At 66.4% G+C, this 25,611-nt stretch carries 15 protein-coding genes; 5 read left to right on the top strand and 10 right to left on the bottom strand.

Annotated features, from left to right (window positions below):
- Positions 1 to 12 precede the first annotated feature (12 nt).
- Genes O3298_RS13095 through O3298_RS13085 form a run of 3 tightly spaced genes read left to right on the top strand, consistent with a single transcriptional unit; the run spans position 13 to position 2,365 of the window.
- Positions 13 to 1,017, top strand: a complete 1,005-nt coding sequence (locus O3298_RS13095; RefSeq protein WP_305059601.1) for a GTP-binding protein — start codon at positions 13 to 15, stop codon at positions 1,015 to 1,017.
- A complete protein-coding gene (locus O3298_RS13090; protein ID WP_305059599.1) occupies positions 1,014 to 1,802 on the top strand; it encodes a hypothetical protein in 789 nt (262 codons plus the stop codon). Before O3298_RS13095 ends, O3298_RS13090 begins: the two co-directional genes overlap by 4 nt.
- Positions 1,803 to 1,846: 44 nt before the next feature.
- A complete protein-coding gene (locus tag O3298_RS13085) occupies positions 1,847 to 2,365 on the top strand; it encodes a GNAT family N-acetyltransferase (protein WP_305059598.1) in 519 nt (172 codons plus the stop codon).
- Positions 2,366 to 2,377: 12 nt separating this feature from the next.
- On the opposite strand, the gene O3298_RS13080 is transcribed toward O3298_RS13085, so the two are convergent.
- From O3298_RS13080 to O3298_RS13040, 9 genes are all read right to left on the bottom strand, one after another.
- Complete coding sequence (locus O3298_RS13080; RefSeq protein WP_034787417.1) at positions 2,378 to 2,803, bottom strand: Fur family transcriptional regulator; 426 nt, start codon at positions 2,801 to 2,803, stop codon at positions 2,378 to 2,380.
- Between the two features lie 103 nt (positions 2,804 to 2,906).
- On the bottom strand, positions 2,907 to 4,238 hold the full coding sequence (locus O3298_RS13075; protein ID WP_305059597.1) for an alpha/beta hydrolase: 1,332 nt from the start codon (positions 4,236 to 4,238) through the stop codon (positions 2,907 to 2,909).
- Between the two features lie 108 nt (positions 4,239 to 4,346).
- Positions 4,347 to 5,225, bottom strand: coding sequence for a peptidase (locus O3298_RS13070; protein WP_077404313.1), 879 nt, complete (start codon positions 5,223 to 5,225; stop codon positions 4,347 to 4,349).
- A gap of 91 nt (positions 5,226 to 5,316) precedes the next feature.
- Complete coding sequence (locus O3298_RS13065) at positions 5,317 to 6,126, bottom strand: transglutaminase family protein (protein WP_077404315.1); 810 nt, start codon at positions 6,124 to 6,126, stop codon at positions 5,317 to 5,319.
- Positions 6,126 to 7,070 (bottom strand): alpha-E domain-containing protein, encoded by a 945-nt coding sequence (locus O3298_RS13060; protein ID WP_034787425.1) that lies wholly within the window; start codon positions 7,068 to 7,070, stop codon positions 6,126 to 6,128. The genes O3298_RS13065 and O3298_RS13060 overlap by 1 nt, the downstream gene beginning before the upstream one ends.
- On the bottom strand, positions 7,064 to 8,518 hold the full coding sequence (locus O3298_RS13055) for a circularly permuted type 2 ATP-grasp protein (RefSeq protein WP_305059596.1): 1,455 nt from the start codon (positions 8,516 to 8,518) through the stop codon (positions 7,064 to 7,066). The genes O3298_RS13060 and O3298_RS13055 overlap by 7 nt, the downstream gene beginning before the upstream one ends.
- Positions 8,519 to 8,646: 128 nt before the next feature.
- Complete coding sequence (locus tag O3298_RS13050) at positions 8,647 to 9,804, bottom strand: HAMP domain-containing sensor histidine kinase (protein WP_251348800.1); 1,158 nt, start codon at positions 9,802 to 9,804, stop codon at positions 8,647 to 8,649.
- Positions 9,805 to 9,872: 68 nt separating this feature from the next.
- Positions 9,873 to 10,748: a hypothetical protein gene (locus O3298_RS13045; RefSeq protein WP_305059595.1), complete on the bottom strand. Its 876-nt coding sequence runs from the start codon at positions 10,746 to 10,748 to the stop codon at positions 9,873 to 9,875.
- A 99-nt stretch (positions 10,749 to 10,847) separates the two neighbouring features.
- Positions 10,848 to 13,052, bottom strand: coding sequence for a TonB-dependent siderophore receptor (locus O3298_RS13040; protein WP_305059594.1), 2,205 nt, complete (start codon positions 13,050 to 13,052; stop codon positions 10,848 to 10,850).
- A gap of 234 nt (positions 13,053 to 13,286) precedes the next feature.
- Here O3298_RS13040 and O3298_RS13035 point away from each other — a divergent pair, with 234 nt between their 5' ends.
- Complete coding sequence (locus O3298_RS13035; protein WP_305059593.1) at positions 13,287 to 13,976, top strand: hypothetical protein; 690 nt, start codon at positions 13,287 to 13,289, stop codon at positions 13,974 to 13,976.
- Between the two features lie 111 nt (positions 13,977 to 14,087).
- Complete coding sequence (locus O3298_RS13030; RefSeq protein ID WP_305059592.1) at positions 14,088 to 15,038, top strand: 2-hydroxyacid dehydrogenase; 951 nt, start codon at positions 14,088 to 14,090, stop codon at positions 15,036 to 15,038.
- 15 nt (positions 15,039 to 15,053) lie between these two features.
- Here O3298_RS13030 and O3298_RS13025 read toward each other — a convergent pair whose 3' ends face one another.
- Positions 15,054 to 25,583, bottom strand: coding sequence for a LysM peptidoglycan-binding domain-containing protein (locus O3298_RS13025; protein ID WP_305059591.1), 10,530 nt, complete (start codon positions 25,581 to 25,583; stop codon positions 15,054 to 15,056).
- Positions 25,584 to 25,611: the final 28 nt, after the last annotated feature.

Below are 25,611 nucleotides of genomic sequence, written 5' to 3'. Positions count from 1 at the left end.
TAGGAAAGACATATGACAGAATTGATCCCCGTCACCATCATCACGGGTTTTCTCGGCAGCGGGAAAACCACCTTGCTCAAGCGCATATTGCAGGGCGATCACGGCGTACGCATCGCCGTGATCGAAAACGAATTCGCCGCCGAAAGCATCGACCATGGCTTGCTGGTGCAGGACAGCGACGAGCAGATCGTGGAAATGAACAATGGCTGCATCTGCTGCAGCGTGCGCGGCGACTTGATCCGCATCCTGGGCGAGCTGCACGCCAAACGCGAATCCGGCACCATCGTTTTCGACCACGTGATCATCGAAACGACAGGCCTGGCCGCGCCCGGCCCCGTGGCGCAAACCTTTTTTGCGGAGCCATCCGTCAGCGAGTACTACATGCTCGACGCCATCCTGACGGTGGTCGATGCTCGTCATGCGCAGCAGCAATTGACGGCGCACAAGGAAGCGCAGGAGCAAGTGGGCTTTGCCGACCGCATCCTGCTGTCGAAGACGGACCTGGTCGGCAAGGACGAGCTGGCCGCGCTGCGCCAGCGCCTGGTCGCCATCAATGGCCGCGCCAGCATCCAGAAAGTGCGCTTTGGCAATGTGCCCTTGCGCGACATCCTGAACATCCGCGGTTTCAATTTGAACGCCATCGTCGAGCTGGAGCCGGATTTCCTGGGAGAACTGGGCCACCGCCATGGCGACGGCGTGCAATCGTTCGTCTATCACCAGTCCCGGCCTCTCGATTTGCTGCAGGTGGAGAATTTTCTCGACGCCGTGGTGCAGCTGTTTGGCAGCCAGCTGATGCGCTACAAGGGCATCCTGTACGTGGCCGACGTGCCGTGCCGCGCCGTCTTCCAGGGCGTGCACATGCTGATGGGCTCGGAACTGGGCGCGCCGTGGAACGACGGGGAAACGCGCGCCAGCAAGATGATCTTCATCGGCCGCGACTTGCCGCAGGATATGCTGACCCGTGGCCTGGACCGCTGCGTGGCCAAGGCGGACAGCCCCGCCGAGGTGGCGGCGTGAGCGTGGAAGCGGGCTTGCCCGCCCTGGCGCTGATCTTTTTGCTGGGCATGCGGCACGGGCTGGAACCGGACCACCTGGCCGCCGTCGATGGCCTGACCCTGCGCAGCCAGGCCGCGGCGCCCCGCTGGACGCCGTGGATGGGCGCGCTGTTTGCGCTGGGCCATGGCGTCACCGTGTTGGCCATCGTGGCCGTGGCCGCCGTGGCGTCACAGCAATTTTCACCGTCGGAAACCGTGTTCGGCTGGCTGGAATGGCTGCCCATCGGCTTGCTGCTGCTGATTGCGGCCCTGAATGCGCGCAGCTTGCTGGCCGGCGCGCAACTGGCCGAGGTGCGCGGCCGGCTGCTGCCGCGCTGGCTGCGGGGCGCATCCGGGCCGCTCGCCGCCATTCTCGTCGGCATGCTGTTCGCGCTGGTCGTCGACACGGCCTTGCAGGCGGCCGCCTGGGGCTATGCGGCCGTCGCGCTGGGCGGCATGCAGCCGGCCTTGCTCACGGGCCTGGTGTTTGCCGTCGGCATGGGCGTAACGGATACCTTCGATGGCTGGGTTACGGCAAAAGTCATGCGCACTGGCCAGATTGACCTCGTGCGCGCCTTCCGGCGCCGCCTGGGCTGGCCCATCGTCGCCATCTGCGTGGCCATGGCCGCCTGCATGGCGGCCGGCAAGCTCGACCCGGCCTGGTCGTTGCCGGAAAGCTGGACGGCGGCCCTCGGCGCGGCCATGGTGCTGCTGATGGCGGCCCTGTACGGCTGGACCTTGCTGGGTTTGCGCCGCGTGCGTGCCTGAGGCGGGGGCGTGGGTATAATGGGAAAAAACTGCCGGATTCCACCATGCCCGCACCTGAAATCGTCATCCGCCTGCTGACGCCGGCCGACACCGCCGCCTTTTGCGCGCTGCGCCTGCGCGCCATACTCGATTCGCCCAGCTCGTTTTCCTCGTCGCGCGAGGATGAGCTGGCGCGCGCGCCCGAAGAACACGTGCAGCGCATCGCCGACGGCCCGCTGCACCGGGCGTTCGGCGCCTTCGATGGCGAACGCCTGGTCGGCTTTGCCGGCTTGCGGCGCGAATCCATGCGGCAACTGTCGCACAAGGCCTTGCTGTGGGGCGTGTTTGTCGATGTGGCGCAGCGGGGCAAGGGCGTGGCGCGGCGTCTCGTGAACGCCTGCATCGCCCAGGCCGAAGCGGACCCCGCCGTCATGCAAGTGCATTTGAGCGTGAATGCGGAAAACAATGCCGCCCTGGGCCTGTATGAATCGCTGGGATTTATCGCGTATGGTACGGAACCGCGCTCGATGCGCGTGGGCGAGCTATTCTATGACGAGCATCACCTGGCTTTATTGATCAGGTAATGCTGCCGCCGATTACTTGCAGCGCGGGCACAGGCCCTTGATCAGGTAATCGACTTCGCCGCCGCTGAAACCTTCCGGCAAGAGCACGGGCGGGGGCAGCTTGACTTCATTGAAGCAGGTGACGTTCGCGCATTTCGTGCACTGGAAATGCGCGTGTTCGTGCGCCTGGTGGCCGGCGCCCGCGCTGAAGCGCCACACCTGGTCGGCGCCCGCGATGCGGTGCACCAGTTCATTTTCCGTCAGCCACTCCAGCACCCGGTACAGGGTGACGGAATCGATGTCGCTGTCCTGCGACAGCGCTTGCTGGATTTCATGGTGGGTCAGCGAACGGCTTTGCGCCATTAAAAAGTCGAGCACCTTCACGCGCGTCTTGGTGACGCGGGCATTGGTGTTGCGGATCAGCGATTCGGCTTGCGGTGTAGAAGATGATGTCAACATGATAGGCCTGCTTGCGGGGGATCGGCTGGCGGCGTCATCGCCGTGCCCGTTGCCACCCTCTGGGCCGTATCTTAGCATGCGTGCCGTACTCGATGGAACGGCGTCACGGTTTGAACGTCCAATAGCGCCCGGCCACCGTATCGACGGGGTCGAGAAAGCGCTGGTCGGCGCGCGCCTGGTTGCGTATCAGATAAAACATGTCGGACAGGGCCGAGCGCTTTTCCGCAAAGTAAGAGTGCTTCATGAAACTCGTGTCGACCCCCGTGGCGTCGATGGTTTCCACGCCCGCCACGATCAGCATGCCGGCGCCGCTGTCGCCCGCGCGCGGGTAGCCGTGCACGGCTTTCGAGGCGGCCAGGGCCAGATCTTGCGACGAGGCATACAGGGTGACGGGGTTGCGCGCGGCGGCCAGTTTCGGCGCGATATCGTGCTTGAAGATGGCGGCGTCGATATCGGGCGCGGACAGGATGATTTCCGTGATCTTTTGCGCCAGATGCGGCTGCGCGGCCAGTAAGTCGGCCACGGCCCGCGCCAGGCCGCGGCTGCCCATGCTGTGGCCCACCAGATAGACTTGCGCCGCCTCCGTGCTGGCGAGAAAGTCGCTCAGGAAGCTGGCGAGGTGGGGCGTGCTCCACTCGATATTGTTTTCATCGATGGTATAGCCGGCCACCTCGCCGCGCGACGGCCAGCTGTAGAACACGGGCGCGCCGTCAAAGCCCAGGTCGTAGGCCATCTGTCCCGTGCGCCGCGCCGCATCCTCGAAACTCACGTTATAGCCATGCACGAAGATAAAGGCGCTCCTGCCGGCCGAGGCGCGGATCTGGGTCTTCAAGGCGGCAAAGAAGTTGCCGTGGTCTTGCACGTCGGCCGACAGCACCACCACGTGCTTGGCCGGGTCGTCGCGAAATTCCAGGCGCCACAGCGACGGCGATTCCAGCTGCCCCATGCGATGGTCGCGGGGGATGCTGATGTCGCAGCTGCCATAGCTGAGGGGGCCATTGCCGCCCATGATGTTGCGTTCGCCGCTGAAGCGCTGGGCCGGCGGCTTGCCCACGTCGCGCTGGCGGTCCGTGGCGAAATACACTTTCACCACCGCATAGTTCGACACGACGGCGCCCTGGTCGGCAGGGGCGGGCGACGGGGGAAATGGACGCAGCGGGGGCTGCACCGCATCGAGCAGGCCTTGCGCGGCAAACAGGGTTTCCATGTCGTCCGGCACTTTCGCGGCCGACAGGGCGGCCGACAGGGCCAGTTGCAGCCGGGTATCGGCAGGTTCGGTTTCCAGCGCGGCGATGGCGGCCAGGATGGCGGCGGCGCTGTCGAACTTGGCGATGGCTTGCTTGAGCCGTTCATAGTGGCTGGCGACGGCTTCGGGAGCATGGCCGGGCGCGCCATGCCCGATGGCTGCCACGACGGCGGAAGTGATCAAGTCCATGCGCCACCTGCCTTTCAGGTCAATCTGGATTGAATGTCAACCCATATTGCCATAAAAGCACGCGGAAAGCGACTTGTCCAGCGTCCCGCGCAGCGGGCCTGTCAACGGTCAATGCTGCTTGTCGTCGCTGAACTGCTGCGCCAGGGATTGCAGGGGCGCCACGGTCAGGCCGCCGCGGCTCACGTGCTCGGGGATGGCCACGCGCACGGGCTTGCTTTGCATGTTGGACGACGATAATACGTTGGTCGTCGTTTCCGGCGCCGCATTCCACACGGGATCGACGATGCCTTCGAACACATGCTTCAATTGTTCGCCCCACGTATCGCGGATCATGCGGAAATACTGGTTCTTTTCATCGATGGTGACGAAGCGCGTGACGGCCAGGCTGCCCGTCTCGTAGACGAGCAGGTCCAGCGGCAAGCCGACGGAAATGTTCGAGCGCAGGGTCGAATCCATGGAAATGAGCGCGCACTTGGCAGCCTCGTCCAGGCGCGTGAACGGATTGATGACCCGGTCGATGATGGGCTTGCCGTATTTCGCTTCGCCGATCTGGAAATACGTGTTTTCATCGTGCGATTCGATGAAATTGCCGGCCGAATACACCTGGAACAAGCGGCAGCGCTCGGCGCCTATCTGACCCCCGAGAATGATGCTGACATTGAAATCGATGCCGCAGTCGGCCAGCGCCTTCGCTTCGCGCAGGTGCACGGTGCGCACGGCTTCGCCCACGATGCGGGCCGCGTCGTACATGCTGGCCACGTTCCAGATGCTGCGTCCGTCCGCATCCACGTGCTCGGACACGATCTGGCGGATCGCCTGCGAGATCGACAAATTGCCGGCCGTCATCAAGACCAGCATGCGGTCGCCCGGGTTTTCGAACACGCTCATCTTGCGGAAGGTGCCCACCTGGTCCACGCCGGCGTTGGTGCGGGAGTCGGACAGGAAGACCAGGCCTTCGTTCAGGCGCATGCCTATGCAATAAGTCATCGTCGTAAATCAAATCAAAAGGGGAAGCATTTTACACCAGCCGGGCCCGGCCTACCGCCTGCAAGCCCCGGCCAGCCTCATTCCTGCCCGTTTACACGGGCACGATCTGCACATCGACTCGTAATGTTTCCGTGCCGCCACCCTGGCGCACGCCCCGCACGGGCGCGGCCGAATCGTAGTCGCGTCCGATGGCCAGGCGGCAATACGCATCCGTCATCAGCCGCGCATGCGTGACGTCGATGCTGACCCAGCCCGCGAAATCCGTGTCTTCCGCCCAGGCGTCGACCCAGGCATGGCTGGCCGCGTGGCCCGTCGTGCCCGGATCGATATAGCCGGACACATAACGGGCAGGGATGCCCCAGGCGTGGCAGCACGCGAGGAACAAATGGGCGTGGTCCTGGCACACGCCGCGCCCCAGGGCCAGGGCGTCGCCGGCCGTGGTGGTGACCATGGTGGCGCCGCTTTCATACGCGACCTTGCCGACGATGTGCTCGGCCAGGCGCAGCAAATGGCCCGTGCCGGCCGTCACGCGGCGGTCCGGCAGGCTGGCGGCCGTCAGTTCGAGGATGGCCGGATTGGCCTGGGTCAGCGGTGTCGGCATGGTAAACAACAGCGGCGACAGGGTATCGACCAGGTTCAGCCGTCCCTTGTGCGGGTAGATGGTTTCCACCACGCCGTGCGCCACCAGGCTCAGCGACTGATGGCTGCCGTTAATCGTCAGCATGTGCGACAGATTGCCGTAGGCATCCGTGTAGGCGTGGCACTGGCCCGGCGTGGAAATATGCCAGGACAGGGCGCGCTGCTGCGGCTCGATACGCGGCGTCAGGTGCAACTGCTGGATGGTGTAGGCCAGCGGCGCACTATAGGCGTAATGGGTTTCGTGGCGGATGGTGAGCTGCATCAGGCCGCCAAGGGAACGAGGAAGTCGCGGCTGACCCGGTTGCCCAGGTCATAGATGTTTTCCAGAAATTCCGTCAATGTATGGTGCAGGCCCGCCTTCATGATGTCGTCGATATGGCCGAATTTCAGTTCCGCATGCAGTTTGCCGGCGAAACGCTCCGTATCGGCCGACACGTCGTTGCGGATATGTTTCAGGTTTTCCACCACGTCATCCATGCAGGCCAAGAGCGACCTGGGCATGTCGCCGCGCAGCATCAGCAATTCCGCCACCCGTGCCGGGGTGATCACGTCGCGGTAGACCTTGCGGTAGATTTCGAAGCCGGAAACGGAGCGCAGCAGGGCCGCCCAGTAGTAGAAATCGCGCTGGGTGATGTCTTTCGACGTGTCGCGCGCGCCGTGGAACTTCACGTCGAGGATGCGCGCCGTGTTGTCGGCCCGCTCCAGGAAGGTGCCCAGGCGGATGAAGTGGATGGCTTCATCCTTGAGCATGGTGCCCAGGGTCACGCCGCGCGACAAATGCGAGCGGTATTTCACCCATTCGAAGAACTGGCTGGGGTCCGTTTCCAGCAGATTGCTCTTCAGGCGCTTTTGCATGTCGAGCCAGGTGGCGTTCTGGATTTCCCACACTTCCGTCGTCAGGGTGCCCCGTACGGCGCGGGCGTTTTCGCGCGCGCCCGTCAGGCAGGCGAGGATGGAAGACGGGTTGTTCGGGTCGCGCACCATGAAGTCGAGCACGTCGCGCGTGTGGAAGCGGCCATATTTATGGTCATACGCGCTTTGCAGCTCGGAAATACCCAGGGTGGCGCGCCAGCCCTGTTCCGCGTCCTGCTCCGATTGCGGCAGCATCGACGTCTGCATGTTGACGTCCAGCATGCGCGCCGTGTTTTCCGCCCGCTCCGTGTAGCGGGCCATCCAGAATAAATGATCGGCGGTGCGGCTCAGCATGTTTTTTCTCCTGCAAAAGCGGATGTGGCTTCCAATACCCAGGTATCCTTGGTGCCGCCCCCTTGCGAGGAATTGACCACCAGCGAGCCTTCGCCGAGGGCCACGCGGGTCAGGCCGCCCGGCACCATGGAAATTGTCTTGCCGGACAGCACGAACGGCCGCAAATCGATGTGGCGCGGCGCAATGCCGGCCTCGACATACGTGGGGCAGGCGGACAGGGCAAGTGTCGGCTGGGCAATGTAGCCGCCCGGATTGGCCAGCAGTCGCTGGCGGAAATCCTCGATCTGCGCCAGGCTGGACGCCGGCCCCACCAGCATGCCGTAGCCGCCCGCGCCATGCACTTCCTTCACCACGAGTTTGGGCAAATTCGCCAGCACGTAGGACAAATCGGCCGGTTTGCGGCATTGGTACGTGGGCACGTTGTTGAGGATCGGCTCCTGCGACAAGTAAAACTTGATCATGTCGGGCACAAAAGGATAGATCGACTTGTCGTCGGCCACGCCCGTGCCGATGGCGTTCGCCAGCGTGACTCTTCCTGCGCGATACACGGACAGCAAGCCCGGCACGCCCAGCGACGAATCGGAACGGAAGGCCAGCGGGTCGAGGAAGTCGTCGTCCACGCGGCGGTAGATGACGTCCACGCGCTTCGGACCGCGCGTGGTGCGCATGTAGACGGAGTTGTCGTTGACAAACAAATCCTTGCCTTCCACCAGTTCCACGCCCATCTGCTGGGCCAAAAACGCGTGCTCGAAGTAGGCGGAGTTGTACATGCCGGGCGTCATGACGACGACGGTCGGGTCGTCCACGCCCATGGGCGCCACGGAACGCAGGTTGTCGAGCAGCATGTCCGGATAGTGGTCGACGGGGGCGATGCGGTTGCGCGCGAACAGTTCCGGGAACAGCCGCATCATCATCTTGCGGTCTTCCAGCATGTAGGACACGCCGGAGGGCACGCGCAAATTGTCTTCCAGTACATAGAATTCGCCCTGGCCGGCGCGCACGATGTCGACGCCCGCGATGTGGGCGTAGATGTCGGAAGCGACGGAAATACCCTGCATTTCCGGTCGGTACTGGGCATTCTTGTAGATTTGCTCGGCGGGAATGATGCCCGCCTTGATGATGTTTTGCTCATGATAAATATCATGGATGAACATGTTCAAGGCTTGCACGCGCTGCACCAGGCCCGTCTGCATCTGCGCCCATTCGGCGGCGGGGATGATGCGGGGGATGGTGTCGAAGGGAATCAGGCGTTCCGTGCCGGCATCGTCGCCGTAGACGGCGAACGTGATGCCGACCCGGCGGAACGTGAGGTCGGCTTCGGCCCGCTTGCGGGCGATGGTCTCGGGCGATTGCTGTTCCAGCCAATTGCTGAATTCACGATAGTGTTCACGTACCTTGCTGTCCGTACCCACTTCATTTGCAGTCATTTCATTGAAAAAATTTGCCATGTTGTGATTTCCCTTGAGCCGTGTCTGGGTATAGCTCAGCAGGAAGCGTGCCAACGGGGCGGGCGTGAACAGGTGTAAAGATGACCACTTTTGTGGCGTCGCGCCATTCCTTGCACCAATTCGGTGCGCTAGGCGCCACTCTTGGGGACGTCGGCGGACGGGACGAAGGGGCGGCAATCGACGGGCACGTCGAAGATGAAGCTGGTGCCCGTTTCGGACGCGCTGTCGACGGCGATGCTGCCGCCGTGGCTTTCCGCCACGCTTTGCACGAAGGGCAGGCCGATGCCCCAGCCTGGCGCGGGGTTGTCGTTTTCGCGGCGCAAGTAGTCGAAGATGCGGGCAGCCTGTTCCGGCGCGATGGCCTGGCCGCCATTGTGGACGGTGACGATCAGGCGTTCGTGGACCGCTTCCACGTGCACGCTGATGGGCGTGTCGTCGCCATACTTGAGTGCATTGCCGAGCAGGTTTTCCAGCGCGCGCCGCAGCGAGTTCTCGCACCACCAGCCGGTGACGGCTTGCCCGCTGACCCGGCATTTGTCCGGCCGCTGCAAGTTGACCTGGCCGGCCACGGCGTGTACCAGCGGCAGCACGTCGAATTGGCTCAGCACCAGCGGCAGCTGCTGGCCCTGGTGGTAGCTGAGGCCATCGAGCAATTCCTCGATCATGCTGTCGAGCCGCTTGCTGTGCTCGACAATCTTGTGCGCCAGCAATACTACCCGTTCCGGGTCGGCTGGCCTGAACAGCAGCTGGGCGCTGGTGCTGATGACGGCCAGGGGATTGCGCATGTCGTGCGACAGGCCGGCCGCGACGCGGCGCCGGAAGCTTTCGTGCATGCTGGTAAATTCGCGTATCGATTCGCGGATGCCCACGTCGATCGACTTGTTGATCACTTGCCAATCCTTGCTGCGCAGGGTGATGCCGGACTCATGCGCAGTGGCGGCGAAGCAGTCGCGGAAGATCTGGTATTCCTGGATCACCTGTTCCGGGCCGTAATTGGTCATGCGCGCCCGTTCGTTGCCATGCACGGCGGGCACGTTGCTGTTGCTGGCGGCGTTGTCGCGCGGGTGGCCGGGGGTGAGGGCTTCGGCCAGATTGTCGAAAAAGGCCGGCAAGGTATTGATGAGTATGGGCGTGAGCAGCTGGTCCGCGCCGCGCACGCTGGCGCGCACACGCTGTTCCCAGGCCTCGAGGACGGCGTCGCGCATGGCGAAGATGCGCTGCGCGCGCTGCAATGGCTGGTGCGCGCCGGCCTGGCGACCCGCATGCTGATCCGTGCTGATGCTCACCTGGCCTCCCTGACCGCAGTGACTATGCTTGCAATAGTATGCACCTAATCAGCCGGCGGGGAAACGCTTTATTGTCCAGTCTCGGCCTGGCGCAAGGCCGCATACAGGCGGGAAAGCGAGGCTGACCACTCGGTCAGCGAAAAGTTCTGTGGGTCATCATGACCATTCGCAAACCCTGTATCGAGCACGGCGTGGAAGGCGGGAATCAGCCACGTTCCCTTGCGCACGCTGGCGGCGATATACAGCAGGGCCAGGCGGTCGTATTGGGCCGGCGTAAAGCCGGGATCGGGCGCCAGGCCATCGTTGCCCTTGCCGCCGCCGGGCACGGAGTTGCGCGGTTGCACCAGTTCCACGTGCAGGAACAGGCCCGTCAGCGAAGGCTTGTCCTTTTCCAGCTTGCTGGCATAGCTGGCCATGCCGAAATCGCGCACCTGCAAGGAACCGCCCAGGCGGTTCACGTAGACATGGCCTTTCGGACCGCCGCCCAGCGCCGGATTGCGCAAGCTGAAGTCGTTGAAATCCCAGCTGGCGTCGTTGATGTGGCCGGGAATGGCGTCAAGCAGGAAATTCGGGTAGCTGGTGTCGTGGATGACGAAATAGCGCGCCATCGGCGCGGCCAGCCGGCCCACGGCGCGCGACAGGGGCGCATCGACGGCGCCGCCCACGTCCGCCTCGGCGATGCCCTGTTCCGCCAGCCAGGCGCGCAGGCGGGCCGGGGCGATGCCCGCGCGCTGGCCGATGCGGGCGGCCAGAAAGTCCGGCAGCGGCGCGCTGTCGCCCAGGCGCGCATACAGCTTGACGGGACGCAGCAAACACGTGGCTTGCGCCAGCGCATCGCCCTTGAAGCCGCTTTTCCAGGCGGCGTACGGGCAGGCGGCTTGTTTTTGGGCAAGGGCCGGCAGGGACAGGCAAAGCAACAGCAGCAGGGCAGGGAGTCGTTTCATGTCGGCATTGTCGCCGAAGCGGGCCTTGCGGCACAGGCGCACACACATAAAAAAAGCTGCCCGAAGGCAGCTTTTCATCGTGCGGCAGGCGCGCGGTCGTTAAAACGCCACGCTGGCCGACACGACCACGGTGCGCGGCGCGGCCAGCACCAGCGAGCCGATATTGAAGGACGACACGGCTGACGACCAGTAATTGCGGTCCGTCGCGTTGTCCACGCGGGCGCGCAAGGTCACGTCACGGCCCGCCACTTGCGTCAGGTAGCGCGCGCCGATGTCGAGGCGGGTCCACGATGGCAGTTGCCGGGTGTTGGCCAGGTCCGCGTATTGCGTCGAGGTGTAGATGGTGCGGGCGTTCAGGGTCAGGCCTGGCGCGCCGGGCACGTCCCATTCGCCGCCCACGCTCATCTGCGTTTCCGGTGCGCCGATGGGTTTCTTGCCATTGTTGGCGGCCACGCCGGTATTGCTGAGCTTTGCATCGAGCCAGGTCAAGCCGCCCAGCAGGCGCACGCCCTGCATCGGCGTGCCGAAAATCGACAATTCCAGGCCGCGGTTGCGTTGCTCTCCATCAAGTTCGGCCCGCTTGCCGAGCACAGCCAGCAAAGGCTTGCTTGTCGTGAACAGGGCCGCGCTCATGCCCAGCTTGCCGCCGTCATACTTGACGCCGATTTCCTTCTGCTTCGATTTATACGGCGCAAACACCTCGCCCATGTTGTCGACATTGACATGTTGGCCGTTTTCCAGATACGTTCCCGTGGCCGTCGGCCCCTTGACCAGCGCTTCGATGTAGTTGGCGTACAGCGACACGTCCTTGCGGGCCTTGAAGACGATGCCGGCCACGGGCGTCGTGGCGCTCTCGTCATAGGCCTTGCCTTGCGGCGCCGAGGTGTTGTAGTCGTAAGCGGCATCCTTGATCTGCTGGCGGCGCAAGCCTACGGTCAGCAGCAGCTTGTCGTCGAGGAAGGCCATGGTGTCGGCCAGGGCGTAGCTGTTGAGGATGGTTTTCTGGGTGATGCGCGGGTCGCTCATGATGCCGCCCGTGTAGGGCGCCGGCGGCGCCGTCACGTTGACCGGTGCGTAAATGTTGGTGGCAAACTTGTCGCCGATCGCATACGCATTCTTCGCTTCATTCCAGTGCCCGGACCAGCTGGCCACCAGGGTGTGCTTGACGGCGCCCGTAACGAGCTTGCCGCGAATGCCCAGTTCGCCCGTGCGGATTTCTTGCTTGCGCGCATTGTCGAAGCGCGACACCGTGGCGTCGCCATTGATCGAAGTCAACGTCGGCTCGGCCAGGCTGTTGGCTTCCTTGGTCGAGCGGGAGCCAAATGCGGCCCAGGCCACGACATCCTTGGCCAGGTCCACTTCGGCGCGCGCCGTGCCGAACACATCGTGTTCCTTGGAATAGCTCCACGGCTGGGCAAAGTTCTTCGACGCATCGGGTGCGGAGGGCAGCACGGCCACGCTGCCAATGCCGACGGACGGGCGCGGCGATGTCAGGTCGAAATTCTGGTAGCCGGCGTCGGCCGACAGGCGGTAGCCGCTGCCGCGGTAGTCGAGGCCGACCGAGAACATGCCCACGTCGTGGTCTTCGCGCTTGATGCCGGTCTCGCCCTGGCGCTTGGCGGCGTTGACGCGCACGCCGAATTCCTGGCGCTCGCCAAAGCGGCGCGCCACGTCGATGGCTGCATAGGCGTGGCCGCCCGATTCCACGCCCACCGTCAATTCCGTCAGCGGCGCATTGCCGGCGCGCTTGGGCATCAGATTGATGGCGCCGCCGATGCCGCTGCCGCCCGGTGCCGCGCCATTCAGGAAGGCGCTGGCGCCACGGAACACTTCCACGCGCTCGATCAATTCCGGCGATACATATTGACGGGGCAGCACGCCGTACAGGCCGTTGTACGCCACGTCGTCGGAATCGAGGGCGAAGCCGCGGATCACATACACTTCCTGGAAATTGCCATAGCCGCGCGACATGCGCACGGCCGGATCGCTCTGCAGCAAGTCGCCCACGCTGCGCGCTTGCTGGTCGGCAATGAATTGCTGCGTGTAACTGGTGCTGCCGAATGGCGAATCCATCATGTCCACGGCACCGAGGATGCCCATGCGCCCGCCGCGCGCCACCTGGCCACCCGCATACGCCTTCGACAACCCTTCCGCCGACGCATCGGCCGAGGCATTGACGACTACCGTGGGCATGGTTTGCGCGTCGCCGGCCGGCGCGGTGGTGGTGGCTTGGGCGTGGGCGGCGCTGGCCAGCAGGAAGGCGGCCAGGGCGAACGGGGTAGGGACGAGGTGGGAGGTGCGCATGGTATTGTTTGGATATTAATGAGAATGATTATCATTATATTCCAGCGTGGCGCAGCGCGTGGGAAAGTGTGAGAAAGCGGTCAAGAAAGTCGCCATTCGTACAACACCGGGCAAGCCAGGGTGCTGGAATCTGGCGGAAAAAGGCGCGCCAGGCGATACCTTATGGATTTATTAATGCACATATTCAAGTTTCGCTAGAATAGGCCATCGCGCCCCGCGCCCACAGGACACCGCATGCCATTGCTTCGCCATATACCGTCCGCTTCCATGCGCATGCGCATACGGGACGGCTTGAGCCTGAAAGGCGCGGCCGTCGCGCTGATTCTGGCCATGCACGTGCTGGGCCTGTATTTCCTGCTCTTGCCGGCGCGGCAACTCAAGCAATACACGGAAGTGGCATTCATGACCTTGCTGCCGCCCCGCGCGTTGCCGCAGACGCCGCCGATGGCCTTGCCGATGCCCATGCCGGCTCCTGCGCCGCGCGCGCGGGCTGTCGCGCCGCCCGCTGCGCCGCCCGTCTTCTTCGCGCCGCCGCCCGTGGCGGCCGAAGCGATCACCGTACCGGCCGAGGAATTTCCCGCCGCGCCGGCCACGGCGCCTGCCACGGCCGACTTGCGCACGCGCGCCCGGCTGGCGGCTGGCGCCGCCGACAAGGCCCTGCGCGGCGAACGCAGGCAAGACCAGCCGTGGCTGGCCGCTGCCGACCTCAAAAGCGAAAGCACCTTCCAGAAACTGGTCGCCTCCGCCTGGCGCGGCGGCCCCGTCACCCGCGTGGAGGACTACCTGACGGCAGACGGCCGGCCCGCCACGCGCGTCGTCAGCGCCGGCGGCGCCACGTGCTTTGGCATGGCCGAGAATCCGGGCTCGGGCGCCGATCCGGCCAGGACGGGCGGCAAGGTCAAACGCGTGCCTTGCCCGGGCTAAAGTTTCCAAGCGGCACACGGTTTCCACGGCATACGGGGCGCTCAGTCCCGGCCGGTTCCCAAATATGCTAAGTTGCGTCTGCTAATCCTGTCGACACCAACCTGGACGCCCATGCTCCCCGAACTCCTCATCCTCGCTCCCAGCCCTTCGGCCGCCGTCAACGCGCAACTGGAGCAGCACTACACCTGCCACCACGCCTGGCAAGTGCCGGCGAACGAGCGCCACGCCTGGCTGGCAGAACGGGCGCCGGCCATCCGCGGGGTCGTCACGACGGGCGCGCTGGGCTTGAACGCCGCCGACATGGCCTTGCTGCCGAAGCTGGAAATCGTCGCCGTCAATGGCGTCGGCCTCGACGGCGTGGCGCTGGACATGGCGCGCGAGCGGGGTATCGCCGTCACCACCACGCCGAACGTGCTGACCGATGACGTGGCCGACGTGGCGCTGGCCTTGCTGCTGGCCAGCGCGCGGCACATCGTGGCGCTCGACCGTTTCGTGCGCGACGGCGGCTGGGAACGCCGCGAGGCCATCGTCCCCGCGTCCAGCCTGCGCGGCAAGACGGCCGGCATCTTCGGTTTCGGCCAGATCGGGCAAGCCATCGCCCAGCGCCTGGCCGCGTTTGGCGTCAAGGTGCGCTACTTCCAGCCGCGCGCCATTGCCGGCGCGAGCGCGCCACGCGCCGCATCGCTGCTGGCCCTGGCGCAGGAAAGCGACTATCTGATCGTCTGCGCGCCGGGCACGCCGGCCACGCGCCAGATCGTCGAGCGCAGCGTGCTCGACGCGCTCGGCCCGCAAGGCACGCTGATCAATATCGCCCGCGGCGCCCTGATCGACGAAGACGCGCTGATCGCCGCCTTGCAGGATGGCCGCCTGGGCGCGGCCGGCCTCGACGTGTTCGCGGACGAACCGCGCGTACCAGCCGCCTTGCGCGCCTTGCCGAACGTGGTGCTCACGCCGCACGTGGGCAGCCTGACCGTGGAAACGCGGCACGCCATGGGCCAGCTGGTGCTGGACAATCTGCAAGCCCACTTTGCCGGCTTGCCGCTGCTCACGCCCGTGCCTTGACGCTGCGCCGCCGCGTCAAGGCCGCACCACCCAGCGCACGTCTTCGAGCGACAGCAGCAGTTGCTCGGGCGCGCCGTCCGTAAAGAAGTTCAGGCGGAAATCCATGGCGGCGCCGCCATCCGTGGTCGGCTGCTGCGCGTCATACCATTGCTGCACCTGGGCCACCAGCGCCATGGGCGCGGCGGGAGGCTGGGCCGCATCGATGGGCGCGAGCACGGCCGGCAGCAGGCTGACCGGCAGCGAAGTGCGGGGAAAGCCCGCCACGGCCGGCATCACGCTGTAGGAATAGCTGCCATCCATGGCGATGCGCACGCTGCCCGAGGCGCCCGTGAAGAGGGCGTTGAAGAAGCCTCGCATATAGGCCGCCACGTCGCTGCCGCCCACCGGTGCGACTTGCCGCAAATCATAACCTTGCCAGCTCAGGCGTGGCAGGATGGGGTCGCTGAACTTGACGACCGGCGTCTGGTACAGGAAGGCGTGCATGGTCGACACCTGCGTCTGGCTGGGCGGGCACAGGTAGCGGTTGCGCTGCACGTACAGTGAAGCCTGGGCGTTCTTGTACACCATCACGTTCAGCCCCGGCATGCGCACCTCGCGGCCGGTATTGGCCAGCGCGGCGGCAAACGACAGGTCGGGCGCGTCGGCGGCGATGGCCGCGTAGCGGTAGGCCAGCAGCGCATCGGGCGGCGTGGGCGTGGCCGGCGTGGCCCGGTACTGCTGCGCATCGATGTCGAGCACGGGCACGGGCACGCTGACGGCGCCGTTGCTCAGGGTGCCGGACAGCGGGTTGTAGGTGGCGGGCACGCCGCCGACGGTGACATTGAGCAGCGCATACCAGGCGTCGCCGCCATGGTCTTCCAGGCGCGCGTCGAATTCCACGGCCACGCTGGTCTCGCCTTGCGCCGCCGCCAGCCGCGCCGTGCCGAAATGCTGGCCATAGCTGGCCGCCACCTGGGTCACCAGCTGCTGGAAGGCGGTGGTGGCCAGTGTTGCCTTGGCGACACTATCGGGCGTATCCTGCTTGCCGTCGAGGGGCGCGAGGAAGGCGTCGAGGTCAGCCGAGATCAGCGGATAGTTGCTGACGAAGGCGGCCAGCGCCGTGAACAGGTCGGGACCGGTCGCCGCGGACAGCCTGGCAACCTGCGACGGCACGTTGAGTACCACGCTGACGTGCACGGCATCCTGCGCCGCCTGGCGATAGGTGTAGCTGAAACCGTAATCCCACTGGGCCAGCTGGGCCGGCTGCAAGCCACCGGCGGCCAGGCGCATGCGGCCGCCCTGCGGCGCGGCGGACGCGGTGGCGGTCTGCCGGTTGACCGTGGGCGGCACGGGCAGGGCGCGGTTCAGCACGGGGATATATTGCGTGCCATTGCCCAGCGGTACCTCGAACGGACCGGTGATGAACAGCAGCCACTGGCTTTGCAGGTATTTTTCGATGCCGGGCACGGGGCGCTGGTCGAATTCCATGTGCGTGATCTGGTAGCGCAAGTCCAGCGGCACATAGGCCTGGCCTTCGACATTCTTCGAGATGAAGTTGAATGACAGCCGGCTCTGGTCCAGCGCGGCCGTGCCTAGCAAAGGCAGCCGGGTCGGGAACAAGGTGTAGTTCTGGTTGCCGTCGCCGGCCGCGCCGTCGGCTGTGCCTGCGGCGGCGGGCTGGCCGTACAGCGCTGGCGGCGCGCCCTCGTCTTCGTCGTCCGCGCCCGTGACCTGGTCGACGCCGTACACCACCACGGCGCCGGCGGCAAAGGCCGGCCCCAGGGTGGTCAGCAGCTGCTGCCGCATGGTGGCGGCCGCGCTGACGCGCGTGGCTTCGTCCCCGGCGCTGCTGCTGAGCACGGGGCTGACCGTGGCGCTGATGACGTCGGCCAGCGTCTGTTTCGCCTTGAGTACGAGGCCCAGCTGGCCGCTTTGCAGCGGATCGGCGACGCCGTTGAGGCGATCGAGGATGTAGGCGGGCGGCGCATAGGTGGCCGAGAGGAACTTGTCGATCGCGTCGAGACAGCTTTGCAGCCACAGGTTCAGGTCGACGCTATTGAGCGTCAGCGCATGCGGCGTATTGGTCGGATAGGCGTCGATACTGACCGTGCGGCTTTCCAGCGAATTGGCGACGGGCAACGGCGCGTAGTAGCTGGCTTGCTGGCCCAGGCGGAAATGGATGCCCTGGCCGGGCGTGTCGCTGAAACGCACGGCGAACAACTGCTGCGTCTGCTGTCCGGCGCTGCCCACGCGCGTCAACCCCGCGCCTGTGCGCATCGACCATTGCGGCGTCTTCAGGCACGCTTCGAGCGCCTTGGCAAACGTGGTGAAGCTGGACGCGCCGCCGTTCGTGTCGGCCTGCGGCAGCACGGCGCTGATCACGCTGGCGCCGTCCGGCAGGGCCGCCAGCGCGGGATCGAGCAGGATGGCCTGGCGCGTCAGCACCAGCGCCACGTCGAGCGCGATGCGGTTGGCGCTGGCCAGTTGCGCCAGCGGTACCGGCACCGACAGCGTGGCGGCGGGCGCCGTGGCGCTGCCGCCATTGGCCAGGGCTTGCAAGTAGATGGCGCAGGCGGCGGCGAAGTCGCGCACCTGCCGCGACCGGGCCTCGTCCAGCGGCTGCAGCGGCGTGGCCAGCAGCGAGTTGCTGAGGGAAATGCTCACCGCATTGCCGCTCAGTCCGGGCACGCCCAGGCCCGTATAGTCCTGGTGCAGCTGGAAGTACAAACGTTGATAGAAAGGCAGGTCTTGTGCCGCATCGGCTGGCGTGGTGTAGGCCAGGCCATCCATGCGCAAGGTCAGCAGCAGCGCGGGCGCGCCGCCCCCATCCGTGCCATACAGGTAGCTGGCCTGGACTTTCGGCCAGGCGGACAGGCCCAGCAGGCGATCCGTGTAGCGCAGCGGGGTGGGGGCCTGGTCCAGCGCTCCCGTGTAGCCGGCCGGCGGCGCTTCGAACGGCGTGACGGTGGTGTTGCCGAACAGGTCTTGCCAGCGCAGGGCCAGCGACGCATGGCCGCCCACGCCCAGGTAGGGATTGTCGGCGGCGGGCGGCAGGCCGGCCGGCGGATTGGCCAGCGCCGCATTGAGCGTGGCGAACGGCCGTCCCTGGCTGTTGTTGCCCAGGTAGCCCAGCGCCTGGCGGTAGTCGTAATCGGCCAGCGCCGCGGCCGCATAGCGCCGGCGGTGGGTTTCGCCATCGTCGCCGCCGTCGCTGTCATTCGCATGGTCCTGCGGTCCGAAGGGCAGGCTGTAGGGACTGGGCAGGAAAAACGGGTTGTGGCCCAGGCCGGCCGACAGCGTGTTGTACAGCGCGGACAGGGTCGCTTGCGCATATTGCTGCTGTTGCTGCGGCGTAGGGTTGGGCGGCAGCACGGGCACGCCGTCGTTGGTGCGCTTGAGCTGGAACGACAGGTTGCCTGGCGCCAAGGTCGCTTGCGCATCGAGGGCCAGGCTGTCGACGTCGAGCACGGCGCCATCGGCGTACAGGCCTTCGGTGTCGGCCGCGCCCAGGGCCAGGGCGTCCACCGACAAGCCGTAGTAGGCGGCCAGGGCGGCGAAGGTATTGCCGGGACCGCCAGAGTTGGCGGGCACGCGGTAGACGAGCGGCGGAATGCGCATGGTCGCGCCCAGCGCCACCGTCACGCCGGGATTGTAGGCGGCAATCTGCGCCGCGCTCAGCGGGGTGGCGCCGGCTGAGTAGTACGCCGCCAGCTGCTCCAGCGCTTGCGCGGGCGCGGCCATGTCTTGCTGGTTCAGCTGGTGCAGGATGCCGGCCACGGGCACGCTGGCGCCGGCGCGCAGCGGCCGCGCGGCGTTTTGCCGCGCCAGCTGTCCCACGCCCATGCCGTATGTGGCGGCCACGGCGCTCAAGGTGGTCTTGGCGGCCAGGGCCAAAGGCTGGCTCTTGGCCGGCTTGCTCAGCGATTCGAACACCAGCACGTCTTGCTGCGGATCGATCGCTTGCGTCGTCAACAGGGCGTTGACGAAGTTCGGCACGGTGTCGGCGGCGCCCGCCGCCTGGCGCGCCAGCGGCACCACCAGGGTCAGCGTGGCCGTGCCCGTGGCGTCGAAGACGGATGGGGGCAAGCCGGCGCCCGACACCATGTCCTCGAAATACAGATAGTAGCCGCCGCCGCGCACCACCGATTGCTCCCACAGCAGCTTGATGAATTGCGAGGGGCTGTTGGCTATGCCGCGCGGCAAGACCGTCCCCTCCGCGTCCAGCAGCATGCGGCTGGCCGGCGGATGGCTTTCCGTGGACAGATTGGTTTGCGTCAGGAAGCACAGGTAGTCGGCATCGGCCTGGCCCGTCAGCGCCACCTGGTCGCTTCCGCCTTCGCTGTACAGCAGGAACAGGCCGGCCACCAGGGTTTCGCCCACGGCGGCCATGCCGCTCAGCAAGTATTCCAGGCGCTGGGCATCGGCGGCCGACGGTCCCACCAGCTCGTATACGTGGGCCAGGGTGGCGGCGCTGGCCAGCGCGGTGCCGCTGGCGTCGTTGGTGGCCACGGTGGCGGCCGGCATGCGCGTGATCTGGAAGTCCACGCGCGTGGCATAGGCATAGCCGCTCAAGTCCTGGAACACCGTGCTGCTGCTGTTGGGCGGCGTGTTGCCGATGCGGGGACGATAGGCGGGCATCAGGGCCAGTATGTCCGCGTATGGCGCCTGGGGGTACAGCGTCTGCAGCGTATCCTGGCGCTGGGTGATGCTGGCCAGCATGGCGTCGGGCAATTGCCACAGATACGGCGCGGGCGTGGCCTGGCTGGCGGCGGCGCGCGCCCCTGGCGCGGCGCCGGACGTCACGGCCGTCAGGCGCGCCAGGTCGGCGGTGATCCAGGCGGCGTAGCCTGCCGCAGGGAACTGGCGCGGCTGCAAGGACGCCAGCGGCAGGATGTGCAGCGCAGGCGACGGCACGAAGTTGCCTGCCTGCGCATACGCCAGCACGCCCGACAGCAAGCCGTATGCGGCGCCCAGGTCGATGGGCAGGCTGGTGCCGGGCGCGCCGGCGAAGGTGATGAAATCGAGGGCGACGCCATGCGAAACGGCATTGCGTCCCAGGCCGATGCGGTAGCCTCCGGCGGCGCTGGCGGGCGTGGGGAATTGCTGGCCCGTCAGCTGGTACAGCGCGTAGTCGGTCTGCGTCTTGCTATACAGGAAGGATGGCGACAGGCTCAGGCCCGCCGCCACCGGCAGGCGCAAGCCATAGGTGATGAAGCGCGCGACCTGGCCGGCGGCCTGGGCCACGGCGCCGCTCGCCTGCACGCCGCTCCACAGCTGCTCCAGCGGCAAGGCGTCGAGGTGGGCGATGGCCAGCCGGCCCGGGGCCGCGGCGAACAGATCGGCGACGCCGGCATTGTCGCGCCCCAGCGCGGCCGTCGTGGCGGCGAAGCGGCTGGCGATGCCGGACAGGGTGTCGCCGGCGACGGATGCATAGGCCAGCGGCGGCACGGCGAGGATGGCCGTCGGCAGCAGCAGGTCGGCGCGCGCATACAGCGATGCCTGCTGCGCCAGGGTGGCCAGCGGCACGCCCAGCGCGGCGGCGATGGCGCCGAAGCTGTCGCCGGGCGCGGTGACGTGGCTGACGGCACCGGCGCCGAAGTCGAAGACCAGCGTCACGCCCGTGCGCAGTGCGCGCGGCTCGGCATTCGCGCCGATGAGCTGGGCGGCGGTGGTGTGCCAGCGCCCGCCGGCGCCGGCCGGATCCGTGTAACGGGCGGCGATGGCCGCCAGCGTATCGCCGGCCTGGATCACGGCGGACAGGCCGCCGACCTGCAGCGGCAGCGCGCCGTTCAGCGGATACGCGGCATTCGGCAGCGACACGTCGTCCGCGTCGATGGCGTTGCCGGCCCGGTTGAAGGCGGCGACGATGCCGGCGATGCTGTCGCCCGGCTGCAGCGCATAGCTGTAATTGTCGAAGGCATCGATGGCCGATTGCAGCAGCGCGCGGCCGATCAGGCTGAAGACGTCGACGAAGATGAAGGCCGCCATCGATTCGGGCTCGGCGTCGTCCTGCGCCAGCAGCGCGGGCTTGGCGGGCGCCTTGCCCACCTTGGCGGCCACCTGGCGCAGCACGCCGGCCACCGTGCTGCGGTACTGTTCCGTCGCCGTCGCGTAGGTCTCGAGGTCGATCGCTTGCGTGCCGGCGCCGCCTTGCGGGTCGGGGACGTCCAGCCGCAGCCCGTCGAACAGCGGGAAGAGCGTGGCGCCGTCCATATTGGCTCCCGGCGCGCTGATGTTCACGATGAAGCTGTCGGCGAGGAAATGCAGCAGGTCGCCCATGCCGAATGGCTGCATGGCGGGGTCGGCCAGCACCTGGATGCCCGCCACCAGCTGCGCCAGCGTGACGCTGGCGGTCGCGGCGGCAGCCAGGTCCAGCGCCTCGGCGTCGGCCCGCACCGCCGGCTGCAGGGCGTCGAGCAGCCACGGGAAATACGCCTTGCACAGCAGGTCGAACGAGGTCGTGCCGGTGCCCGCGCCGCCGGCGGCCGGGTCCGGCGCATCCATGGCGAACAGGCAGACGAACGCGCCTTGCTGCGCGCTGCTGGCCGTGGCGCCCTGCGGCGCCAGCACCGTGAATTGCGGCGCCGTCACCAGTTGCAGCACCGGCTTGGCGTCGGTGCGCAGCACGCGTCGCGGCTGGCGGCGCGGCGCGGCGCGCAGCATGGCGGCCTGCAATTCCATCGGCAGGGTGCGCGCGCGGCCGCGCGCCAGGCTGTCCAGGCGCAGCGCGCCGCCGCCATCCCACGGCGCCCGGCTGTCGTCGCCGATGCGGAATTGCGCGCTGACGGTGGCGGAAAAGCCCACGGAAATGGTGAAGCTGAAGATGCCCAGGTCGATCTTGACGCGCAGGCTGATGCGCACCGAAGCCGTCACGGACAGGGGGATGGCGCGGTAGGATTCGTAGCCGATCTGCACCGACACGGTGATATTGACGAGCAGCGAAGCGCTGATGATCTTCAAGTCCACTTCGCCGTACAGCATGCCGATCACGCCGAACGTGCCCGTCAGCTTGAAATAGCTGCTTTCCTGGACGCTGCCGGAGGCGCCGGCGTTGGCCAGCGCGACGGCGTTGCTGCGGTCGTACGGATGGTAGGTGGCGATCACGCCTTCGATGATGCCGAACACGGTCAGCGCGAAGCCGGCTTTCAGCGGCCCCTTGACGAAGTTGTAGCCCAGGCCCAGCTGCAGGCCCAGGCCGAAGACGATGACGGGATTGAAATACCCGAGATCCGTTTTCGGCACCTGCGTCGCCGTCGCGCCCGACAGCTTGCCGAAATACACGCCGCCCGAGCCCAGCACCGGCACGCCGTAGACGATGGCGCTGAAGCTGAACGAGCGCGTAAAGTCCATATTGTAGGGAAAGCCGATGTCGATCAGGAAGTCGCCATTCGTGTAGATCTTGATGCCTATCATCGGCAGCACCACGCTGACGGCGCCGAAGTTCAGGTTGCGGATGCTGTCGGGGAAGGTGAAGTCGATCTGGAACAGGCCCACGTCGTCGCTGATTTTCTTGTACAGGATGTCGACCACCAGGCCAGCCAGACCGCCCATCTTGGGGCTGCCCAGGGTCAGGCGCAAGCCGTACAGGTTGGGATCGTTGAAGACGATCTGGACGTCGACGGCCCACACGCCAGCCGTCTGCAGCACGCCGAAATGCGCGGCGATCAGCCAGTTGCTGTCCGGCTGGTAATACGGCTGGCCGTGCACGCCGCTGCCCGGGTTGACGGGATTGTTCTTGCCCGTGGTGGGCGGCACGCCGGCCAGCGCGTCGATGACGGCCTTGGTCGAGCTGAAGTCGGACGCGCCGTTGATGGCCACGCGCTGGCCCAGCATCAGCAGGAAGACCTTGAAATAGCTGGAACCGGCGCCCGGCACGCTGGGCATCTCTTCCACGTCCTGTCCCTTGTCCGGGTCCAGCAAGTCGCCCATGCTGCCTTTGAGCAATGGCGGCACGGTGGCGTCCAGCGCCAGGGTCACCTTGCCGTCCGTATTGCGCTTGAAGACGATGCTGCGGATGACGATGAAGCCCAGGTTGAGGGGGGAACTGAGCGTGTAGGTGGCGCTGAGGCGGTTCTTTTCGCCGGTTTTCAGCGACACGTTGACGGACAGGCCGTCCAGCGTGACCTGGTTCAGCAAGTCCCACGGCGACGGCAGCACGAAATACGGATCGCCCAGCGTGCGCACGAGCGCCTGGATCAGGCTGCCCAGGGACCAGCCCGCCAGGGTGAAGCTGAGCATCTCGTTGCCGCTGGTATAGGTTGCCGTGAAGCCTTCCCAGCTCACGTACAGCGTGTGGTTCGGCCCCTTGTCCGTCGGCTGGAATGCATAGCCGAAGCCCAGCTTCAGATTGATGGCGGTATAGATCCATACGGCGTCTGCCTTGCCCGAGAATTGCTGCGCGGCCGGCTTGGCGCCGTCATATTGCACCGAGAGCGTGGCTTTCTGCAAACCGATCTGTTGCTGGCCAAGCAAGAACAGCCAGGTAAAGGTGGTGTCGACCGTGTAGCTGGTGGCCAGGTCCGTGCTGGGCTTGCCGCTGGGAATGACCGCGTCGATGGCGAACGCGGAAATCTTCAGGTTGCCTGGCAAGAAGACCGGGAAATCATAGATGCCGCCGGCGGCAAAGAATTGCTTGATCATCTCGCCCACGTCGAGTTCCTGCGCGAGCGAGGCGGAGAGGGTCCAGCGGGGCGGCGTTTCCTGGCTGCTGTAGGCCACGCTGACGGCCGCCTGCAGGCTGGCGCCCACGCCCAGCAAGCCGGAAATGGAACCGGCCCAGGCCGTGCCGGCGCCCGCCTTGCCGGCCTCGACAAGGGCCAGCGCGCCTTCCTGCTTGTCCGCGGCCACCGTGGCGCTGATGCCCGACAGGCTGATCTGGCCATCCGAAATGCTCAGGATGGGCGCGCCGCCCACCGTCAGGAAGGACAGGCTGATGGCGTAGTCGCTGGAAAACGCGAAGGACTGGGCCGCGCCGTCTATGCTCAGCGCGATATTCGACACCTCGGCCTGGATGGTGTCGGGCAGGCTGACGAGGCCGTTCGAGACGACGGACAGGAAGTCCGACAGCGTGGCCTTGCCGGGAAAGCTGGCCTGGAACAGTTGCGCCGAGTTGAACTGCACGTCGAATTCGCCGCCCGGCGTGCCGTCGAGGTTGCGAAATACCGTGGGCAACAGGGTGAAGGTGGTGCCGAACAGGTATTCATAGCGCGACTTGCCGCTGGCCTTGCTCGCCAGCGGCTGGTAAGCCGTCCAGTCGAGGAAGAACGAGGTGATGGTAAAGCTCAGCGCGGGCGTGGGCGCCGGGATGGGCTGCCAGCTGAGATCGCGCACGCTGCGCAGCTGCAGCGTGACCTGGTCCACCGTGGGCGCCGCCTTGGGCGGGATGCTGCCGCTGATGGTCATGCCGCCGAGGCCGAACGACGTCAGGAACTCCTGCAGCACGGCCGGGGTGGCGCGGAAATAGCTGGCGCCCCCGCCGATCAGGCCGATGGCGGCGGCGGGACTGAGGGGCGGCCCGTCGCTGCCCGCTTCCAGGCTGACCGCGTAGTTGCCGTCGCCGTCGGCGTTCGATGGCTGCAGCAGCAGCGACAGCGTGTAGTCGGCGGCGCCGGCGCCTTCCACGCTGAGCGTGGCCGTCAGGGCCAGCGTGGCGGCCTGGTCGCCGTCGGCCGCTTCCTCGTCGTCCGCTTCGCCGGCGCCGCGCAGCAGCAGCTGCATGCCGCCGTCGAGCAGTAGGGCGTCGGGCGGCGGCGCGTCGACGGGCGGCGGGATCGTCACGGTCAGGCTGGGCGCCGCCACGCGCAGGTAGCCGGCGAACGTGCAGTCGAGCTCGCTAAGCGTGGCCGACAGCACGCCGCTGGGCATCAGGCCGCCCAATTCGAACGTCTTGCCGTCGTACAGCGCCATGTCCAGGTAGCCGCCGATCTGCAGCTTGCCCGGCGGCGCCGCCAGGTCGGAAAACAGTTCCAGAAACGGCGTCACGAAGGCGGGCAGGGCCACACTGGCGCTGAGGTTCTGCTTGGCGCCGCCCGTGACGGACAGCGCGCTGTCGCCGCCCCATGGATAGACGCCGTCGGCGCTGGAAAACACCAGCAGCGCGCCCGACAGCGGCAACTCGCTGAACGGCCAGCCGCCCATGAAGGGAAAGCTGCTGTCCCAGTTCCAGTCCGCGGGACTGGCGGCCACCTGCACCACCAGCACGGCCGCGTCATCCCCTTCGTCGTCCCCGTCGTCGCCCGGCGTGCGTGCGGCGGCAGGCTGCGTGGAAAACACCAGCGTGGCCGGGGTTTGCAGCAGGCCGCCGATGAAGGGCAGGCTGGCCTTGCTGACCGTAAACACACCGTCGCTCACGGCGCCCACGTCGGCTGCCGCGCAGCTGATCAGGAACTGCGCCGCGTCGATCTGGAATGCCTGGCCGATGATGGCGTCGAATTTTTCGGGCGGCGCGACGTCCGGGTCGGCCAGGCCCGCTTCCAGGAAGGCGGCATCGAGGGCGAACGGGCCACTACTGGCGGCGTTGACGATGGCTTGCTGCAGGTTTTCCAGCGCGGTATCGGTGGTGGCCATACGAACTTGCTCCTTGAATCAGTCATGA

It is taken from the genome of Janthinobacterium sp. SUN137, from assembly GCF_030587265.1.
Lineage (GTDB): Bacteria > Pseudomonadota > Gammaproteobacteria > Burkholderiales > Burkholderiaceae_D > Janthinobacterium > Janthinobacterium kumbetense.
Note: the sequence above shows the minus strand (reverse complement) of the source record. Positions and strands in the feature narration are given on the sequence as shown.

What these genes read in the sequence shown, in the direction of transcription:
- O3298_RS13095 (WP_305059601.1), top strand. Translation starts at nt 13, where the DNA reads ATGACAGAATTGATCCCCGTCACCATCATCACGGGTTTTCTCGGCAGC.
- O3298_RS13085 (WP_305059598.1), top strand. Translation starts at nt 1,847, where the DNA reads ATGCCCGCACCTGAAATCGTCATCCGCCTGCTGACGCCGGCCGACACC.
- O3298_RS13080 (WP_034787417.1), bottom strand. Translation starts at nt 2,803, where the DNA reads ATGTTGACATCATCTTCTACACCGCAAGCCGAATCGCTGATCCGCAAC.
- O3298_RS13075 (WP_305059597.1), bottom strand. Translation starts at nt 4,238, where the DNA reads ATGGACTTGATCACTTCCGCCGTCGTGGCAGCCATCGGGCATGGCGCG.
- O3298_RS13070 (WP_077404313.1), bottom strand. Translation starts at nt 5,225, where the DNA reads ATGACTTATTGCATAGGCATGCGCCTGAACGAAGGCCTGGTCTTCCTG.
- O3298_RS13065 (WP_077404315.1), bottom strand. Translation starts at nt 6,126, where the DNA reads ATGCAGCTCACCATCCGCCACGAAACCCATTACGCCTATAGTGCGCCG.
- O3298_RS13060 (WP_034787425.1), bottom strand. Translation starts at nt 7,070, where the DNA reads ATGCTGAGCCGCACCGCCGATCATTTATTCTGGATGGCCCGCTACACG.
- O3298_RS13055 (WP_305059596.1), bottom strand. Translation starts at nt 8,518, where the DNA reads ATGGCAAATTTTTTCAATGAAATGACTGCAAATGAAGTGGGTACGGAC.
- O3298_RS13045 (WP_305059595.1), bottom strand. Translation starts at nt 10,748, where the DNA reads ATGAAACGACTCCCTGCCCTGCTGCTGTTGCTTTGCCTGTCCCTGCCG.
- O3298_RS13040 (WP_305059594.1), bottom strand. Translation starts at nt 13,052, where the DNA reads ATGCGCACCTCCCACCTCGTCCCTACCCCGTTCGCCCTGGCCGCCTTC.
- O3298_RS13035 (WP_305059593.1), top strand. Translation starts at nt 13,287, where the DNA reads ATGCCATTGCTTCGCCATATACCGTCCGCTTCCATGCGCATGCGCATA.
- O3298_RS13030 (WP_305059592.1), top strand. Translation starts at nt 14,088, where the DNA reads ATGCTCCCCGAACTCCTCATCCTCGCTCCCAGCCCTTCGGCCGCCGTC.
- O3298_RS13025 (WP_305059591.1), bottom strand. Translation starts at nt 25,583, where the DNA reads ATGGCCACCACCGATACCGCGCTGGAAAACCTGCAGCAAGCCATCGTC.